Raw genomic sequence first — 14,429 nt, forward strand, 5'->3', positions numbered from 1 at the left:
CGCGGCCACCCCCTTGGACGGGCGCGGCCGCGCGGGGGCCGCCGGACGGCGGGTTGGCCTTAGCGGTCGCCGTAGATCCTGTCGAGCGCGCCGCCGCTGGCGAACTGCTCCTCCTGGACCTTCTGCCAGCCGCCGAACACGTCCTCCACCGTCAGGAGGCGCGTCTCGGGAAACTCGGCCGCGAACTCGCGGGCCACCGCCTCGTCGCGCACGCGGTTGCCGTTGCGGGCGATCAGGCGCTGGCCGCCCGGCGTGTAGAGATAGTCGAGATAGGCCTTGGCGAGCGCTTGCGTGCCGCGCCGCTCGGCCACCCGGTCCACCACGGCCACGGGAAACTCGGCGAGCAGGCTGACCGGCGGCACCACGGTCTCGAAGCGCTCGGCGCCGAACTCGCGGGCGATGCCGCGCGTCTCGGCCTCGAAGGTGATCAGGACGTCGCCGATCTCGCGCTCCACGAAGGTCGTGGTGGCGGCGCGCCCGCCCGTGTCGAACACCGGCACGTTGTCGAACAGCTTGACCAGGAAGGCCTCGACCTTCTCCTCGTCGCCCCCGAACGCCTCGCGCGCGAAGGCGGTGGCGGCGAGATAGGTGTAGCGGGCGTTGCCGGAGGTCTTGGGGTTGGGGAACACGACCTTCACGTCGTCGCGCACCAGGTCGTCCCAGTTGCGGATGTTCTTCGGGTTGCCGGCGCGCACCAGGAAGGCCGGCAGCGAGTAGTAGGGCGAGGCCTGATGCGGAAAGCGGGTCTGCCAGTCGGCCGCCACGAAGCCGCCCCGCACCAGCGCGTCGACGTCCGTCACCTGGTTGAAGGTGACCACGTCGGCCTCCAGGCCCTCCAGGATGGCGCGCGCCTGCTTGGACGAGCCGCCGTGGCTCTGGTCCACCGTCACCTCGGTGCCGTTGGCGGCCCGGTAGGCCTCGCGGAACCCGGCGTTCACGGTCTCGAACAGCTCGCGCGAGATGTCGTAGGAGGCGTTCAGGATGCGGTTCGGCTCCTGCGCCCGCGCCGATGTGGACAGGCCGGCGGCCAGGGGAGGCGCCAGGGCGGCGGCGGCGAGCGCGGCGGCAAGGCCCAGCGTTCGGAGGGAGAGCGATCGGGCCATGCGGCAGTCCTCGTTGCAGCGACGGAGCGGGACTCTAGCGGCGGCCCGCCGCCCGCACGAGCGACGGGCGCTGCGCCGGCGGCCGGGTTCGGGGAACGATTCACCCCCGGATCGGGCACGGGGGCGAAAATTCGCCCCGATGGGCTTGCGGGGCGCCCTCTGCTAAGCCTCGGAGGCTCACGATTCGCGCCGGAACCCCGCCATGCCGCTCGTCTTCGTCCTGAACGGACCCAACCTCAATCTCCTGGGCCGGCGCCAGCCCGAGATCTACGGCCACGAGACGCTGGCCGACGTGGAGCGGGACTGCCGGGCGCTGGCGGGCGAGCTCGGACTGGAGATCGCCTTCCACCAGTCCAACCACGAGGGCGCGATCGTGGACCGCATCCACGAGGCGCGCGAGAGCGCGGCCGCGATCGTCATCAATCCCGCCGCCTACACGCACACCTCGGTCGCCATCCTGGACGCGCTCAAGGCCTTCGACGGGCCGGTGATCGAGGTGCACATCTCCAACGTGCACCAGCGCGAGGCTTTCCGGCACCACTCCTACGTGTCCCTCCGGGCCGACGGGGTGATCGCCGGATGTGGAACGGAGGGCTACCGCCTGGCCCTTCGCCGCGTGGCGAGCCTCGTCCAATCGCGCCCCGGTTGAGACGCGATCCAGCCTCGCGCAACGCATGCCCTCGTGCCGACGCAATCGATGTGGCATGATGGCCTCACGGAAACGAGAGCGGGGCGTGACGGAATGGCCGGAGGGGGATGGTTGCGGCGTCGCGGGCGCCTGGGCCTCGCGGCTGCGCTGGCGGCCGGGCTGGCGGGCCTCGCGCTCGGAACCACGGCCACGGCCGGGCCCGAGACGCGCACCCTCCGTCTCTACCACATCAACCTGCACGAGGCCTCGGAGATCACCTTCAAGCGCGACGGCAAGTACCTGCCGGACGGGCTGAAGAAGGCGAACTGGGCGCTGCGCGACTGGCGCCGCAACGAGCCGACCAAGATGGACCCGCGCCTCCTGGACCTCCTTTGGGAGGCCTACCAGAAGAGCGGCTCGCACATGCCGATCCACGTGATCGGCGGCTACCGCGCCCCCGAGACCAACAAGATGCTGCGCTCGCGCTCGTCCCATACGGGCGTCGCCGAACACTCGCAGCACATGCTGGGCAAGGCGGTGGACTTCTTCATCCCCGACGTGCCGCTCGCCAAGCTGCGCGAGATCGGCCTCAAGATGCAGATCGGCGGCGTCGGCTTCTATCCCCGCTCGGGCGCGCCCTTCGTGCATTTCGACGTCGGCTCGGGCCGCTACTGGCCGCGCATGAGCCGGCAGGAGCTCGCCCGGATCTTTCCCGACGGCAAGACGATCCACCTGCCGGCCGACGGCAAGCCCCTGCCGGGCTACGCCGAGGCCGTGGCCTCCTACAAGAAGCGCAAGGGCGCGTCCGAGCTGATGGTGGCCGACGCCGGCTCGGTGGCGCCGCGCCGCTCGTTCCTGGCCGCGCTGTTCGGCGGCGGCCGCGACGAGGCGGAGGACCGCGAGGAGATGGAGGCCGCGCCGGCGCCCGCCGCCAAGGCCGCGCCGCCCGCCGCGCCGCCCGCCGCCCCGAGGCCCGCCGAGGCGAGGCCCAGGCCGCCCGAACTGCCGCCCGGCGTCGCCATGGCCGATGCCGGCGCCTTCGACGCCACGAGCCCGAAGAGCGCGGAGGTGGCGGTGGCCGCCCTCGCCGCGCCCGACCGGGTGCCGCTGCCGACCCACGCGCCTGCGCGCGGCCCCGCTCCCGAGGAGCGCAATCCGATCGACGCCGTGCTGGTGGCCGCGCTGGCCGAGGAGCCCGAGGCGGAGGCGGGCCTGCCGCACGGCGTGCCCATGCCGCACGAGCGGCCCGTGGCCGCGGGCGCCGCATCCGGCATCGCGCGGGAGATCGCGGCGGCCGTCGGCGAGGCGCCCGACGACGCGGCGGCCGCCGCCCCGATGCTCGCCGCCGCCTTCGCGCCCGAACGGGCCTCCGCGATCCATGCCCCGGCGCCGCACGCGCGCCCGGCGCTCCTGGAGGCCTCGCTGGACCGGCGCTCCGCCGCCGCCGCGGTGACCGCTCGCCCCGCCGTTTCGGCCACGCCCACCGGGCGCGGCGGCCGCGTCGCGGGGACGGCGCGCCCGCCGAAGCCCGCATCCACCGCCGCCGCCCGCCCCTCCGGTTCGCAGACGGCGATCGCCGCCCTGCTGGTGGACCCGGAGCGACGCGCGCTGGAAACGGCGCCCGCCCTGCCCCGCGCTGAACGGCTGGTGGCGGACCGGCCGCACGACGTGCTGGCGCTCGGCTTCGCGCCGACCGGCGGCAAGCCGGGGCGCACGGCGCGCTTCAGCGGCCGGGCGGTGAACTTCCTGCCCGTCCGGCACATCGACTGAGGCGGCTCAGCCGCCGAGCGTGACGCGGCGCGAGGCGATGCGCGCCAGGAGCGCCGCGTCGTGGCTGATCGCCAGGATGCCGAGGCCGCGTTCGGCGCACAGGGCCAGAAGCAGGCGCCAGAGATCGGCCTGTGCGATCGCGTCGAGCGGCGCGGAGATCTCGTCGGCCACCAGGAAGCGCGTCCGGGGCCCGAGCGCCCGCACCAGCGAGACGCGCTGCAACTGCCCGCCCGACAGCTCGTGCGGATAGCGCCCCTCCCAGGCCGGATCGATGCCGAGGCGCGCGGCCAGCGCCGGGTCGGGCCGCCCGGCCTCGGCCAGCACGCGCGCGACGCGCCATCGCGGGTTCATGTCCAGGACGGGGTGCTGGGCGAGATACTGGACGGGGCGAAACCCGCGCTCCGGCAGGGGCTGCCCGTCGAGGCGCACCGATCCGGCCTGCGGGCGCAGCCGCCCGGCCAGGAGACGCCCGAGCGTCGTCTTGCCGATGCCCGAGGGCCCCGACAGCCCGACCACCTCGCCGGGGGCGACGCGGATCGACACCTCGCGCAGCGCCGGCACGCCGGGCGCATAGGCGTGGCCGAGGGCGAGCGCCTCAAGCATTGGCGCCGAAGCCGTTCTGCGGCAGCGCCCGCCACAGCGTGCGGCCATAGGCGGAGGCGATCCCCTCGCCGTCACCCGCGAAGGCCGAGGCGGGCTCGGTCCCCGCCAGCCGCCCGTCGCGAAGGAGCGCGACGCGGGTGGCGAAGGGCAGCGCGGACACGAGGTCGTGCGTCACCAGGAGCACCGCGCCGCCGCGCCGCGCGACCGCGGCCAGCGCCTCCAGCACCGCGGCCGCGCCCGCCGGATCGAGATGGTCGGTCGGCTCGTCGGCGATCACGAGGTCGGGCTCGCCGACCAGCGCGGCCAGGAGGAGGACGCGGCGCGCCATGCCACCCGACAGGGCGTGCGGATGGGCCGCGCGCAGCGCCGGGTCGAGCCCGAGCCGGCGAAAGCCCGCCGCGCCCGGATCCGGCACGCCGGCGCGGCGTGCGGCGAGCGCCACCTGGCGGCCGACGGGCATCAGCGGATCGAGATGGGTGACCGACTGCGGCACCAGCGCGATGCGCCGGCCCCGGAGGGCCGGAAGGGTGTCGGCGTCAAGCCGCCAGCCCGCGAACCAGACCTCGCCGGACAGTTCGGCATTGGGCGGCAGGAGGCCGAGGACGGCATGGGCCAGGAGGCTCTTGCCCGCGCCGGACGTGCCCACCAGCGCCAGCACCTCGCCGCGCGCGAGGTCGAGCCGCAGCTCGCGCAGCACCGCGCCGGCCGGCGCCGCCCCCCCGCGCGGTGCGAAGCCCAGCGTGAGGTCGCGGATCGACAGGAGCGCGCTCACCCGGCGCCTCGCGGATCGAGCCGGCGGCGCGCGGCCGAGCCGAGCGTCTCGAAGCCCAGGGCGAGCGCCAGGAGGGCGAGGCCCGGAAACAAGGCGAGCCACCAGCGCCCCGCGCTCAAGGTGCGCATCGCGTCGGCCAGGAGCACGCCGATCGCCGGGCGCGAGGGCTCCAGGCCGAAGCCGAGAAAGGTCAGCGCCGCCTCGTGGAGGATCGCGTGCGGGAACAGGAGCACCAGCCCGACGCCGAGCTGCGGCAGGAGGTGGGGCAGGACATGGGCGCGGGCGACGAACAGGCGGGAGCGTCCGAAGCCGCGCGAGGCGGCGACGTAGTCGCTGCGCAGCACCGCGAGGAGCTCGGCCCGCAGGATGCGCGCGAGGCGCGGCCAATGCGTCAGCGCCACCGCGGCCGCCACCGCCTCGGCCCCGCCGCCCAGCGCGAAGGCGACGAGGATCAGCGCCACCAGATGCGGCAGGCTGAGCGCGGCGTCGGTGAGGAGCGAGACCGCCGCGTCGGCCATCCGCGACAGGGTGGCGGCCAGCGCCAGGAGCAGCGCGATGGCGGCCGACACGGTGGCGGCCAGGAGCCCGATCCGCAGGCTCACCGACAGGCCCTGGAGCGTGCGGGCGAGCATGTCGCGCCCCAGCGCGTCGGTGCCGAACGGATGGGCGAGGGTCGGCGGCAGGAGGCGGGCGGACAGGTCGGGACGCAGGCCCGCCTCGCCGAGCACGAGGGGGGCAAGCACGGCCGCCAGGACTGGCACGAGCGCCAGGGAGAGGATCGCCGGCCGCAGGGCCGCCCGGACGCGGCGGCGCGGCGGGGGGGCGAGCGCGGCCCCGGCCGGCACGGCGCTCACAGGCGCGCGCCTTCGGACCGCAGGCGCGGGTCGACGCGCGGATACAGGAGGTCGGCCGCGAGGTTTCCAATGGCGACCAGGGCGGCCGCCAGCAGCGTCAGCGCCAGAAGCAGCGGCACGTCGCCCTGGACGCCGGCCGCGACGCCGGCCCGGCCGAGGCCCGGATAGGCGAACACCTGCTCGGCCAGCACCGTGCCGCCCAGGATCTCGCCGAGCGAGGCGCAGACGATGGTGAGCGCGGGTGCGAGCGCGGCGCGCGCGGCATGGCGCAGCGCCACGTCGCGGCGCGTCGCCCCTTGCGCGAAGGCGAACAGCGCATGGTCCGAGCGCATCGTCTCGGCCACCTTGGCGCGGGTGTGGAGCGACACCTGCGCCACCCCGAACAGGGTGAGCACGGCGAGCGGCAGGGCAAGGTGGGCGAGACGCTGGCTCCAGGTCACCGCGTCGGGCGTCACGCCGATCGGGCCGGAGCAGCAGAGCGGGGCCCAGCCGAGCTGGACGGAGAACACCGTGAGGAAGACGATCGCCAGCCAGAACGTCGGCGTGGCGGCCAGGACATAGGCGTAGAGCCGCACCGCGCGGTCGAGCCGCGAGCCTTCGCGCGCGCCGGCGGCCAGGCCGAGCGCGAAGCCGAGAAGCCCGGACAGCACCAGCGCGGGCAGCGCGAGACGCAGCGTCGCCGCGCCCCGCTCGGCGATCACCGCCGCCACGGGTGCGTTCTGGCTGGTGCTCCAGCCGAGGTCCCCGGACAGGATCCGGCCGAGCCAGCGCAGGAACTGGACGCCGGCCGGCCGGTCGAGCCCCCACGCCGCCTCGATCGCCGCGCGCTGCTCGGGCCCGAGCCGGGCGATGCCGGGGCCGAGATAGGCCGCCACAGGGTCCACCGGCGACAGGCGCAGGAGCGCGAAGGCGGCGAAGGCCACCAGCGCCAGGAGCGCCGCGAGGCGCAGGAGCCTGAGCGCCGGTCGCGCGGCCCGCCGGCTCAGTCGCACGTCCATCTCCAGTCTGCGATCGAGGCGGTGATCGGCCAGCCGTGGCCGTGCGGCTCGATCTGCGGGCGGCCGACGTCGAGGCAGCGGTTCACGAAGTAGACGTGGTCGAGATTGACCAGCCAGGCCCAGGACGCGTCCCCGCGCAGGCCGTAGCCCGTCGTCCCGTCGAAGGCGGCGGCGGACCAGAGCGGATAGGAGGCCTCCAGGCTCGGCGCCGCCTGCGCCCGCGCGAACAGGGCGTCCACCGCAGGGTTCGCGTAGAAGGTGGGGTTCTGGTACTCCACCCCGCCCAGCGTCGACTGGTACAGGCTGTAGAGCTGGTAGGGCGAGTGGCTTCCGAAGCCGAAGATCACCGGCTCGGCGTGCATCACGCGGCGGATCGCGTCCCAGGACGAACCCTTGGGCACCGCCTCGATGCCCAGCGGGCGCAGGAGCTCGGCGGCGGTCTCGGCCAGCGCCTGGCGCGTGGCGTCGGCGGCCGGATAGTTGATCGGGAAGGCGGCGCGCACCCCGTCTCGCGCTCGCACCCCGTCCGCCCCCGCGACCCATCCGGCCGTGTCCAGGAGGCGGCGGGCGGCCCCGAGGTCGAACGCGACCCGGTCGTCCGCGCCGGCCCAGGGAAGTCCGTCCACCGGGCCGAAGGCCGGCGTGCCGTGGCCGCCGAGGGCGACGTCCACCACGGCCTGGCGGTCGAGCCCGAGATTGATCGCGTGCCGGATCGCCGGGTCGGAGGTGACGGCGTTGCCGACCGGCCCGCCGTCCGGCGCCGCGCCCTCCCCTTCGGGCCGGAAGGGGAGGCTGATGCCGCGGTTGTCGACCGTCTTCACCGACAGGGCGCGGAAGCCCTCGGGCAGCGCGTCGGCGAGCGGGGCGGGCACCGATACCATGTCCACCGCGCCGGCGCGGGCGGCCGCCAGCCCCGCGTCGTCGCCGGTGAACAGGAAGGTGACGCGCCCGAAGGCGGGCGCCGGCCCGTAGTAGCCGGGATTGCGCTCCACGATGAGCTGCTCGCCCTGGCGCCAGGACAGGAGGCGATAGGGCCCGGAGCCGACGGGATGGCGCGCGTAGTCCGGTCCGTAGGAGGCAGCCGGCACGATGCCGAGCGTGAAGAACGTCTCGGTGAAGGTGATCCAGGGCTTGCGCAGCCAGATCTCCACCGTGGTGTCGTCCAGGGCGCGGGCGCCTTCCAGCATCGAGAGGTCGAGCGCCCCGGCCGTGCGGCGGCCCTGTTCGAAGGTGAACGCGACGTCGCGCGCGGTGAGCCTCGTGCCGTCGGAGAACACCGCGTCGGGGCGGATCGCGACGGTCCAGCGCAGCCGGTCCTCCGACAGGCTCCAGCGCGTGGCGAGGTCGCCGCGCGTCTCGAGGTCGGGGCCGCGCGTCAGCAGTGTCGACTGGAACAGCGGATGGCCGTAGGCGCCCCAGCCCATCAGCGGGTCGAAGCCGGTGTCCGGCTCGCCGCCGATGGCGAGCACCAGCGCGTCGCGCGGCGCCGCCGGTGCGGACGCCGCGAGGCACAGGAGGACCGCAGCCGCTCGCAGAACTTGACCGATCATGCCGCACCCCGCCGCTCGCCCACTCGAATCGGCGCGACCTTACGGGAGGAGAAGTATGAGGTCTATTCGGATTCGTCATACTCGACGCGAAGTCCGCGGCGCCCGCGCCGGCGGCCGCGAAGGGCGTCGCGCCCGGGCCGGCGCTCGGCTAGAAGGGGCGGAGCGGACGGACCGGGAGGAGTTTCCCATGCAGCGCGTGACGGTGACGCTGGACGACGACCTGATGGGCGAGATCGACGCGATCATGGCCGAGCGGGGCTATGCCAACCGGTCGGAGGCGATCCGCGACCTCGCCCGCGCGGGGCTGTCGCGCGCCCATGCCGAGACGGGCGAGGGAACGTGCGTGGCCGCGCTGGTCTACGTCTACGACCACGCCGCGCGCGACCTGTCGCGCCGGCTGACCCACGCCCATCACGATCACCACGACCTGTCGGTCTCCAGCCTCCACGTCCATCTCGACCGGGGCACCTGCATGGAAGTGTCGGTGCTCAAGGGCAATGTCGGCGAGGTGCGCCATTTCGCCAACCACGTGATCGCCGAACGCTCGGTGCGGCACGGCGAGCTGGTGCTGATCCCGGACGGCGGCCCGCCCTCGGCCGGACCCACGCCGCACGATCGCGGCTGACCGGGCGGCGGCGCGGCCCGTCAGGCCGCGCTGCGAAGCTCGGACGCGGAGCCCTCCGCCGGCGTCGCGACCGGCATCAGGAACACCCGACGCGCGGCCGCGCTCTCGGCCGCCTCGCGGTCGCCGCCCACCGCCGCCAGGCGCGCGGCCTCGGCGCGGAACAGCCCGATCTCGCCGGCCGAGGGCCGGAGCACGAGGTCGAAGCGCCGGGTCAGCTCGTCCCGCAGCCAGAGGATGTCGTCGTCGCAGTTCATGTCGGGGAAGTGGCGTCGGCCGGTGCGTTGTCGAGTCGTCCGACGCGCGGAAACCGTCGAGACAGCCACATTTCGGCCCATCGGATCGGCTCAGAACCCGCCCTTCGCGCGCGCGGTCGCCGACCGGGCCGTTCCCGGCCTCCCGCGTGCCATCCACGGGGAGAACGGCGCGCGGGCGCCGGCGACGAGACGACCATGACACGATCGATCCGCGCGCGGCTCCTCTGCCTCGCTCTTCTGGTGGTCTGCGCCGGCGCGCTGGCGCCCGCCGCCGTGGCGCAGGACCGGGGCGCGGCCGCCCCCGCAATCGCCGCCGTGGACGCGCAGGCGAGCGAACTCGCCGCCATCCGACAGGCCGCCGGCGACGACACGGACGGCGCCACCGGCGTCGAGCAGAAGGCGGAGCTGCGCGACCGCGCCATGGCGGTCGGCTCGGCGGCCAACGAGGCGGTGGCGCTCCTGGAGCCGCAGCTCGCGGCCATCGATGCCCGCCTCGCCGAGCTCGGCGAGGCGAGCGACACGGAGGCGCCCGACGTCAAGGCGCAGCGCGAGGGGCTCGCCGACCTGCGGGGCGACATCGATTCGGCGATCAAGCGCGGACGGCTGGTGGCGGCCGACGCCAAGGAGACGATCGACCGGATGATCCGCGAGATCAACGAAGCCTTCAGCCGGGACACGTTCAAGGAGGTGGCCTCGCCCCTGTCGCCGATGCTGTGGAGCCAGGTCGGCGCCCGCCTGCCCGACGACCTGGCGCGGCTCGGCGACTTCGCGCGCGACTGGCGCGACCAGCTCCCGCAGGCCGGGCCCGCCCCGCGCCTTGCGGCGCTGGCCGGCTCGCTGGCGCTCGCCCTCGCCCTCGCGCTGCCGCTGCGCCGGCACCTGCGCGAGGCGGGCCGGCGCGTCGCCACCGCGCAGGTGCCCAGCACGCGCGCCCGCCGCTCGGCGCTGGCGCTCTGGTTCGTGCTGGTTGGGACCCTCACCGCCGCGCTCGGGGTGACGGTGTTCTTCTTCGGCCTGAACTGGTCCGGTGTGCTGACGCGCACCGTGCGGCCGCTGGCCGAAAGCCTGGCGCAGATCGCCGCGCTCGGCGCCTTCGTCCTGTCGCTCGGCGCCGGGCTGCTGCTCGTGGGCCAGCCGTCCTGGCGCCTCCTGCCGCTGGACGACACGGCGGCGCATCGGCTGCGGCCCTTTCCCCCGCTGGCCGCGATCCTGACCTTCCTCGGCGTGCTCCTGGTGGAGGGCGGCCGGGCGGTCGGGGTCAGCCAGCCGGCCGCGATCGTGATCAACTATCTCGTCGCCGCGGTCTACGGCGGCTTGATCGTCGCCGTGCTGCTGACGCTCGGGCGGATCCGGCGGACCCATCCGGACGCCGCGAACCGCCAGCCCAGCGCACGCACCACGCTGGCGACGATCGCCACGCTCCTGGCCTGGGCCTGCGTCGCGGCGGCGCTGATCGCCGCGCTCCAGGGCTACGTCAACCTCGCGCTGTTCCTGACGCGGCAGGTGATCTGGACGGCGGTGGTCTCGGCCAGCGCCTTCCTCCTCCTGGTGGTGGTGGACGACCTGTGCACCACGTTCCTGTCGGGCGACAGCCGGCTCGGACGCTCGCTGCATGTCGGGCTCGGCCTGCGGCGCGCGCAGGTCGGCCAGCTCGGCGTTCTCCTGTCGGCGCTGCTGCGCATCGCCATCCTGGTCTGGGCGGCGCTGCTCCTGTCGGGCCCGCTCGGGCCCGGGGCGAGTTCGCTGTTCTACCAGATCGGCTCCTCGGCCGAGATCCAGATCGGCGGCTTCACCATCGTGCCGGGCGCGATCCTGAAGGCCGCGGTGGTTCTGGCCATCGGCATCGCGCTGATGCGCGTGGTGCGCCGCTGGCTGGAGGATCGCTATCTGCCGGCGACCGACCTCGATCCGGGCGCGCGCAACTCGGTGTCCACCATCGTGAGCTATGCCGGCATCCTCCTGGCCGGCTTCTGGGCGATCAGCACGCTCGGCATCGGCGTCGAGCGCATCGCCCTGGTGGTCTCGGCCCTGTCGGTGGGCATCGGCTTCGGCCTCCAGGCGATCACCCAGAACTTCGTGTCGGGGCTGATCCTCCTGGCCGAGCGCCCGGTGAAGATCGGCGACACGGTGCGCATCGGCACCGAGGAGGGCGACGTGCGGCGCATCAGCGTGCGCTCCACGGAGATCCAGATCGCCGACCGCTCGACCCTGATCGTGCCCAATTCCGAGCTCGTCACCAAGCCGATCCGCAACATGACGCTGGCCGACCCGCTGGGCCGGATCCAGATCGTGTTCTCGGCGCCGATCGGCGTCGACGTCGCGGCCGTGCGGCAGGCGATCCTCGAGACCTTCGCCGCGCAGGAGGCGGTGCGGACCGAGCCGGCGCCCAGCGTCTTCATCGACGGGATCGACGAGGGCAAGGTGACCTTCAAGTCGTTCGCCTTCGTGGGCGGCCCGCGCCAGGTCTACGGCACGCGCAGCGCCGTCCTGTTCACCCTCCTGGAACGGCTGCGCGCGGAGGGCGTCCACCTGACGGCGCCCCCCGGCTGAGGCCGGGCCCCGGTCGGTGGCTCGCACCGCCTCGCCCGAAAAGGGTGGCCGCTCCGTTCAGGCGGTGGTCTCCCGGTGCATCTCCGCCGGGTCGCCCGCCTCCTCCCCGTCGTGGCGGCGCAGGTGGAGGTAGCTCGGCTCGAAATTGGCGAGCCGCATCAGCGCGCCCAGGTCGTCGACCTGCAGCGCGCGGCCCTTGAGGACGATCAGCCCCTCGGCGCGCAGGTCCTGCAGCATGCGGTTGGTGTGGACGATGGAGATGCCGAGCGCGTCCGACAGGTCGGCCTGGGTGATGGGAAAGGGACAGGCGCCGGCGGCGTCGACCAGGCCGATCGCGCGCATGCGCACGAAGGTCTCGCAGAGGAGGTGGGCCACCCGCTCGGCCCCGGTCCGCTGGCCGAGATTGGCGAGCCATTCGCGGGTGATCGCCTCGCCCACCAGCTCGTTCCACCAGAAGGCGCGGCTGAGGCGCGGGAAGCGCGTCATCACCGCCTCGATCTCGTCGGAGCCGATCTGGGCGATGCGCAGCGGCGAGATCGCGCCGATCGAGTGGTCCATGACGCCGAGCACCTCGTTGTGCAGGTCGCACAGGTCTCCCGGAATGAAGAAGGACAGGATCTGCCGCCGGCCGTCCGGGAGGATCTTGTAGCGGCAGGCGAAGCCCTCGAGCACGAGGTTGACGAAGCCGGGCCGTTCCCCTTGCGCGATCACGTCGTCGCGGCTGTTGAGCACGCGCTGCCGTCGGTTGGACAGGTCCTGCAGCGCCGACCGCTCCTCCTCGGACAGGGGCGCGTAGTTCTGTAGTTTGCGGATGAGATGCACGACCAAGAACCGTTCCTCCGGGGTCGGGTCTTCCGAATGGATCGGGGGGGATTCGTCCATTAACTAGGTTAAGTTCGCCCGGCGGCACCAGCATCAGGCTGTCAGCCGGCGAAGGATGCCCCATCCTTCCACCCGAAACGGAGGCGAGATGAGCGACCCGACATTCCTGTTCGTGGGGGCGGCCGAGCCGGAGGCGCGCGAGCGAGAGCCGCGCCACGGCACGCGGCTCTTTGCGGTGCTGGCCGCGAGCTGGGCGGAGGCGGAGGGGCTGATCCGCGAGCGGATCGGCCGGCCCGACGCGCCCGTCGCCGAGCGCGCCGACGCGCCGACCCGCCTCTATGCCGGGCGCCTGCCGCTCGAGCCGGGCCGCCCGGTGGAGTTCAGCCTGGAGCGGCGCGGCTGAGCGTGCCTCACCGGAACAGGGCGAGCGCGGCGGGAACCAGAAGCGCCGTCACCAGGCCGTTCAGCGCCATGGCGAGCCCGGCGAAGGTACCGGCGACGCCGTCCACCTGGAAGGCGCGCGCCGTGCCGATGCCGTGCGAGGCGAGACCCGCCGCGAAGCCGCGCGCGGCGTAGTCGCGGATGCGCAGCGCGTTCATCAGCGGCGTCACCAGGATCGCGCCGATGATGCCGGTGGCGATCACGAACACGGCGGTGAGCGCCGGGTCGCCGCCGATCTTGCCGGCGATGCCCATGGCGATGCCGGCGGTGACGGACTTGGGTGCCATGGCCAGGAGCAGCGGCTCGGGCACGCCGAACAGGGCACCGAGCCCCATGGCCGACACCAGCGCGACGAGCGCCCCGGCCGGCAGCGCCAGGAGCACCGGCCCCAGCGCGGAGCCGACCAGCGCGCGGTTGCGCCACAGGGGAACGGCGAGCGCCACGGTCGCGGGCCCGAGCATGAAGTGGACGAACTGCGCGCCCGCGAAATAAGTGGCGTAGGGCGTGCCGGTCGCCCAGAGCAGGGCGACGAGGGCGGCGATCGACAGGAGGATCGGGTTCACCAGCGGATGGTCGCCGCTGGCGCGCGCGACGCGCCGGGCCAGCAGGAACACGCCGACCGTCAGGGTGAGCCACAGAAGCGGGCTTGCCGACAGGTAGACCCAGAGCTCGAACAAGGAGGCGCCGTCGGTCATGCCGCGCCGCCCCCGGAGCGGCGCCGCGCCAGCCGGAACACGCCGACAGTGACCAGGAGCGTGAGCACCGTGGACAGGACCAGGGCCGCCAGGACGCCGGGCCCGTTCGCCAGGAGCAGCTCGGGCGAGCGCGCGACGCCGACGCCGGCCGGCACGAACAGGAGGCCGAGATGGGCGAGCAGCCCGTCGGCGGCCCGGCCCACCGGCGCGCCGGGCTCCGAGGCCGACGCCGGCCGCCGACGCTCGGCCAGCGCGAGCACGGCAAGAAGCAGGAGGATGCCGAGCACCGGGCCCGGCACGGGCAGGCCGAGGAGCCGCACCAGCGTCTCGCCGGCGAGCTGGCAGGCGAGAAGTACGAAGAGACCGAACAGCAAGGGGCACCTCGCGAGGCAGGACGACACGATTTCCCCGCTTAGCCGCTCGCGCGCCCTTTGGGAAAACCCGCGCGGGACCCGCCGCCGTGCGCGCTGGTCAGCCAAGGCCAAGCCCGCGGCGCTAGGAATCGGTCGTCGGCCCCATCACGAAGGTTCGGTCCATGGTCAGTTTCCGCTCCGGCGCGCCGCGCGCCCGCCCCGCCCTCGCGTCCCGCCCCGGCCCTTCCGGTCCGGGTGCGGCGTCCCTGCGGAGCGAGCGGGCCGCCGGCGACGCGGCGATCCGCCGGGAGTTCGGGGCGCTCGCCGCGCGCATCCGGGTGCTTCAGCGCCGGGCGGCGCGCGAGGCCGCCGTGCTGTCGGCCCGCTAGGGCCGTCGGCGGACCGAGGTCC

At 74.4% G+C, this 14,429-nt stretch carries 16 protein-coding genes; 6 read left to right on the forward strand and 10 right to left on the reverse strand.

All coding sequences use genetic code 11. From position 1 onward, the window contains the following. Positions 1-59 precede the first annotated feature (59 nt). Positions 60-1,103 (reverse strand): thiosulfate ABC transporter substrate-binding protein CysP, encoded by a 1,044-nt coding sequence (gene cysP, locus D3218_RS04655; RefSeq protein ID WP_119538734.1) that lies wholly within the window; start codon positions 1,101-1,103, stop codon positions 60-62. Positions 1,104-1,305: 202 nt separating this feature from the next. On the opposite strand from cysP, the gene aroQ reads away from it, so the two are divergent. After that, positions 1,306-1,752, forward strand: coding sequence for a type II 3-dehydroquinate dehydratase (gene aroQ, locus D3218_RS04660; RefSeq protein WP_119538735.1), 447 nt, complete (start codon positions 1,306-1,308; stop codon positions 1,750-1,752). A gap of 111 nt (positions 1,753-1,863) precedes the next feature. Then, positions 1,864-3,501 (forward strand): peptidoglycan L,D-endopeptidase MepK, encoded by a 1,638-nt coding sequence (locus tag D3218_RS19925; RefSeq protein WP_210209633.1) that lies wholly within the window; start codon positions 1,864-1,866, stop codon positions 3,499-3,501. 6 nt (positions 3,502-3,507) lie between these two features. Here the strand turns inward: D3218_RS19925 and D3218_RS04670 are convergent, their stop codons facing one another. Genes D3218_RS04670 through D3218_RS04685 form a run of 5 tightly spaced genes read right to left on the reverse strand, consistent with a single transcriptional unit; the run spans position 3,508 to position 8,278 of the window. After that, positions 3,508-4,104 carry an ABC transporter ATP-binding protein gene (locus D3218_RS04670; protein WP_119538737.1) on the reverse strand — a complete coding sequence of 199 codons (597 nt, stop codon included), beginning with the start codon at positions 4,102-4,104 and terminating at the stop codon, positions 3,508-3,510. Continuing rightward, the gene (locus D3218_RS04675; RefSeq protein WP_168990412.1) at positions 4,097-4,876 is read right to left on the reverse strand and encodes an ATP-binding cassette domain-containing protein; all 780 of its coding nucleotides are present in this window, start codon (positions 4,874-4,876) and stop codon (positions 4,097-4,099) included. The genes D3218_RS04670 and D3218_RS04675 overlap by 8 nt, the downstream gene beginning before the upstream one ends. After that, a complete protein-coding gene (locus D3218_RS04680) occupies positions 4,873-5,730 on the reverse strand; it encodes an ABC transporter permease (RefSeq protein WP_210209634.1) in 858 nt (285 codons plus the stop codon). Before D3218_RS04680 ends, D3218_RS04675 begins: the two co-directional genes overlap by 4 nt. Further along, positions 5,727-6,722, reverse strand: a complete 996-nt coding sequence (locus tag D3218_RS19930) for an ABC transporter permease (RefSeq protein WP_245414918.1) — start codon at positions 6,720-6,722, stop codon at positions 5,727-5,729. The genes D3218_RS04680 and D3218_RS19930 overlap by 4 nt, the downstream gene beginning before the upstream one ends. After that, entirely contained in the window at positions 6,713-8,278 is a 1,566-nt protein-coding gene (locus D3218_RS04685; protein ID WP_119538739.1) for an ABC transporter substrate-binding protein, read from the reverse strand. Before D3218_RS04685 ends, D3218_RS19930 begins: the two co-directional genes overlap by 10 nt. 187 nt (positions 8,279-8,465) lie before the next feature. Between D3218_RS04685 and nikR the strand changes: the two genes are divergently transcribed. After that, positions 8,466-8,903 carry a nickel-responsive transcriptional regulator NikR gene (gene nikR / locus D3218_RS04690; RefSeq protein ID WP_119538740.1) on the forward strand — a complete coding sequence of 146 codons (438 nt, stop codon included), beginning with the start codon at positions 8,466-8,468 and terminating at the stop codon, positions 8,901-8,903. 20 nt (positions 8,904-8,923) lie between these two features. On the opposite strand, the gene D3218_RS04695 is transcribed toward nikR, so the two are convergent. Further along, positions 8,924-9,157, reverse strand: coding sequence for a hypothetical protein (locus D3218_RS04695; RefSeq protein WP_119538741.1), 234 nt, complete (start codon positions 9,155-9,157; stop codon positions 8,924-8,926). Positions 9,158-9,352: 195 nt separating this feature from the next. On the opposite strand from D3218_RS04695, the gene D3218_RS04700 reads away from it, so the two are divergent. Further along, positions 9,353-11,707 carry a DUF3772 domain-containing protein gene (locus D3218_RS04700; RefSeq protein ID WP_119538742.1) on the forward strand — a complete coding sequence of 785 codons (2,355 nt, stop codon included), beginning with the start codon at positions 9,353-9,355 and terminating at the stop codon, positions 11,705-11,707. Positions 11,708-11,764: 57 nt separating this feature from the next. Here the strand turns inward: D3218_RS04700 and D3218_RS04705 are convergent, their stop codons facing one another. Then, positions 11,765-12,529 (reverse strand): Crp/Fnr family transcriptional regulator, encoded by a 765-nt coding sequence (locus tag D3218_RS04705; protein WP_342635110.1) that lies wholly within the window; start codon positions 12,527-12,529, stop codon positions 11,765-11,767. 148 nt (positions 12,530-12,677) lie between these two features. Between D3218_RS04705 and D3218_RS04710 the strand changes: the two genes are divergently transcribed. Beyond that, positions 12,678-12,932: a hypothetical protein gene (locus tag D3218_RS04710; protein ID WP_119538743.1), complete on the forward strand. Its 255-nt coding sequence runs from the start codon at positions 12,678-12,680 to the stop codon at positions 12,930-12,932. Between the two features lie 7 nt (positions 12,933-12,939). Here D3218_RS04710 and D3218_RS04715 read toward each other — a convergent pair whose 3' ends face one another. Both D3218_RS04715 and D3218_RS04720 read right to left on the reverse strand, forming a co-directional pair. After that, entirely contained in the window at positions 12,940-13,665 is a 726-nt protein-coding gene (locus D3218_RS04715; protein ID WP_119538744.1) for an LrgB family protein, read from the reverse strand. Then, a complete protein-coding gene (locus D3218_RS04720; RefSeq protein ID WP_119538745.1) occupies positions 13,662-14,039 on the reverse strand; it encodes a CidA/LrgA family protein in 378 nt (125 codons plus the stop codon). The genes D3218_RS04715 and D3218_RS04720 overlap by 4 nt, the downstream gene beginning before the upstream one ends. A gap of 161 nt (positions 14,040-14,200) precedes the next feature. Between D3218_RS04720 and D3218_RS04725 the strand changes: the two genes are divergently transcribed. Beyond that, positions 14,201-14,407, forward strand: coding sequence for a hypothetical protein (locus tag D3218_RS04725; RefSeq protein ID WP_119538746.1), 207 nt, complete (start codon positions 14,201-14,203; stop codon positions 14,405-14,407). Positions 14,408-14,429 lie beyond the last annotated feature (22 nt).

The sequence above is a fragment of the Aureimonas flava genome, from assembly GCF_003583935.1.
Classification (GTDB): Bacteria; Pseudomonadota; Alphaproteobacteria; order Rhizobiales; family Rhizobiaceae; genus Aureimonas; species Aureimonas flava.

What these genes read in the sequence shown, in the direction of transcription:
- cysP (WP_119538734.1), bottom strand. Translation starts at nt 1,103, where the DNA reads ATGGCCCGATCGCTCTCCCTCCGAACGCTGGGCCTTGCCGCCGCGCTC.
- aroQ (WP_119538735.1), top strand. Translation starts at nt 1,306, where the DNA reads ATGCCGCTCGTCTTCGTCCTGAACGGACCCAACCTCAATCTCCTGGGC.
- D3218_RS04670 (WP_119538737.1), bottom strand. Translation starts at nt 4,104, where the DNA reads ATGCTTGAGGCGCTCGCCCTCGGCCACGCCTATGCGCCCGGCGTGCCG.
- D3218_RS04685 (WP_119538739.1), bottom strand. Translation starts at nt 8,278, where the DNA reads ATGATCGGTCAAGTTCTGCGAGCGGCTGCGGTCCTCCTGTGCCTCGCG.
- nikR (WP_119538740.1), top strand. Translation starts at nt 8,466, where the DNA reads ATGCAGCGCGTGACGGTGACGCTGGACGACGACCTGATGGGCGAGATC.
- D3218_RS04695 (WP_119538741.1), bottom strand. Translation starts at nt 9,157, where the DNA reads ATGAACTGCGACGACGACATCCTCTGGCTGCGGGACGAGCTGACCCGG.
- D3218_RS04700 (WP_119538742.1), top strand. Translation starts at nt 9,353, where the DNA reads ATGACACGATCGATCCGCGCGCGGCTCCTCTGCCTCGCTCTTCTGGTG.
- D3218_RS04710 (WP_119538743.1), top strand. Translation starts at nt 12,678, where the DNA reads ATGAGCGACCCGACATTCCTGTTCGTGGGGGCGGCCGAGCCGGAGGCG.
- D3218_RS04715 (WP_119538744.1), bottom strand. Translation starts at nt 13,665, where the DNA reads ATGACCGACGGCGCCTCCTTGTTCGAGCTCTGGGTCTACCTGTCGGCA.
- D3218_RS04725 (WP_119538746.1), top strand. Translation starts at nt 14,201, where the DNA reads ATGGTCAGTTTCCGCTCCGGCGCGCCGCGCGCCCGCCCCGCCCTCGCG.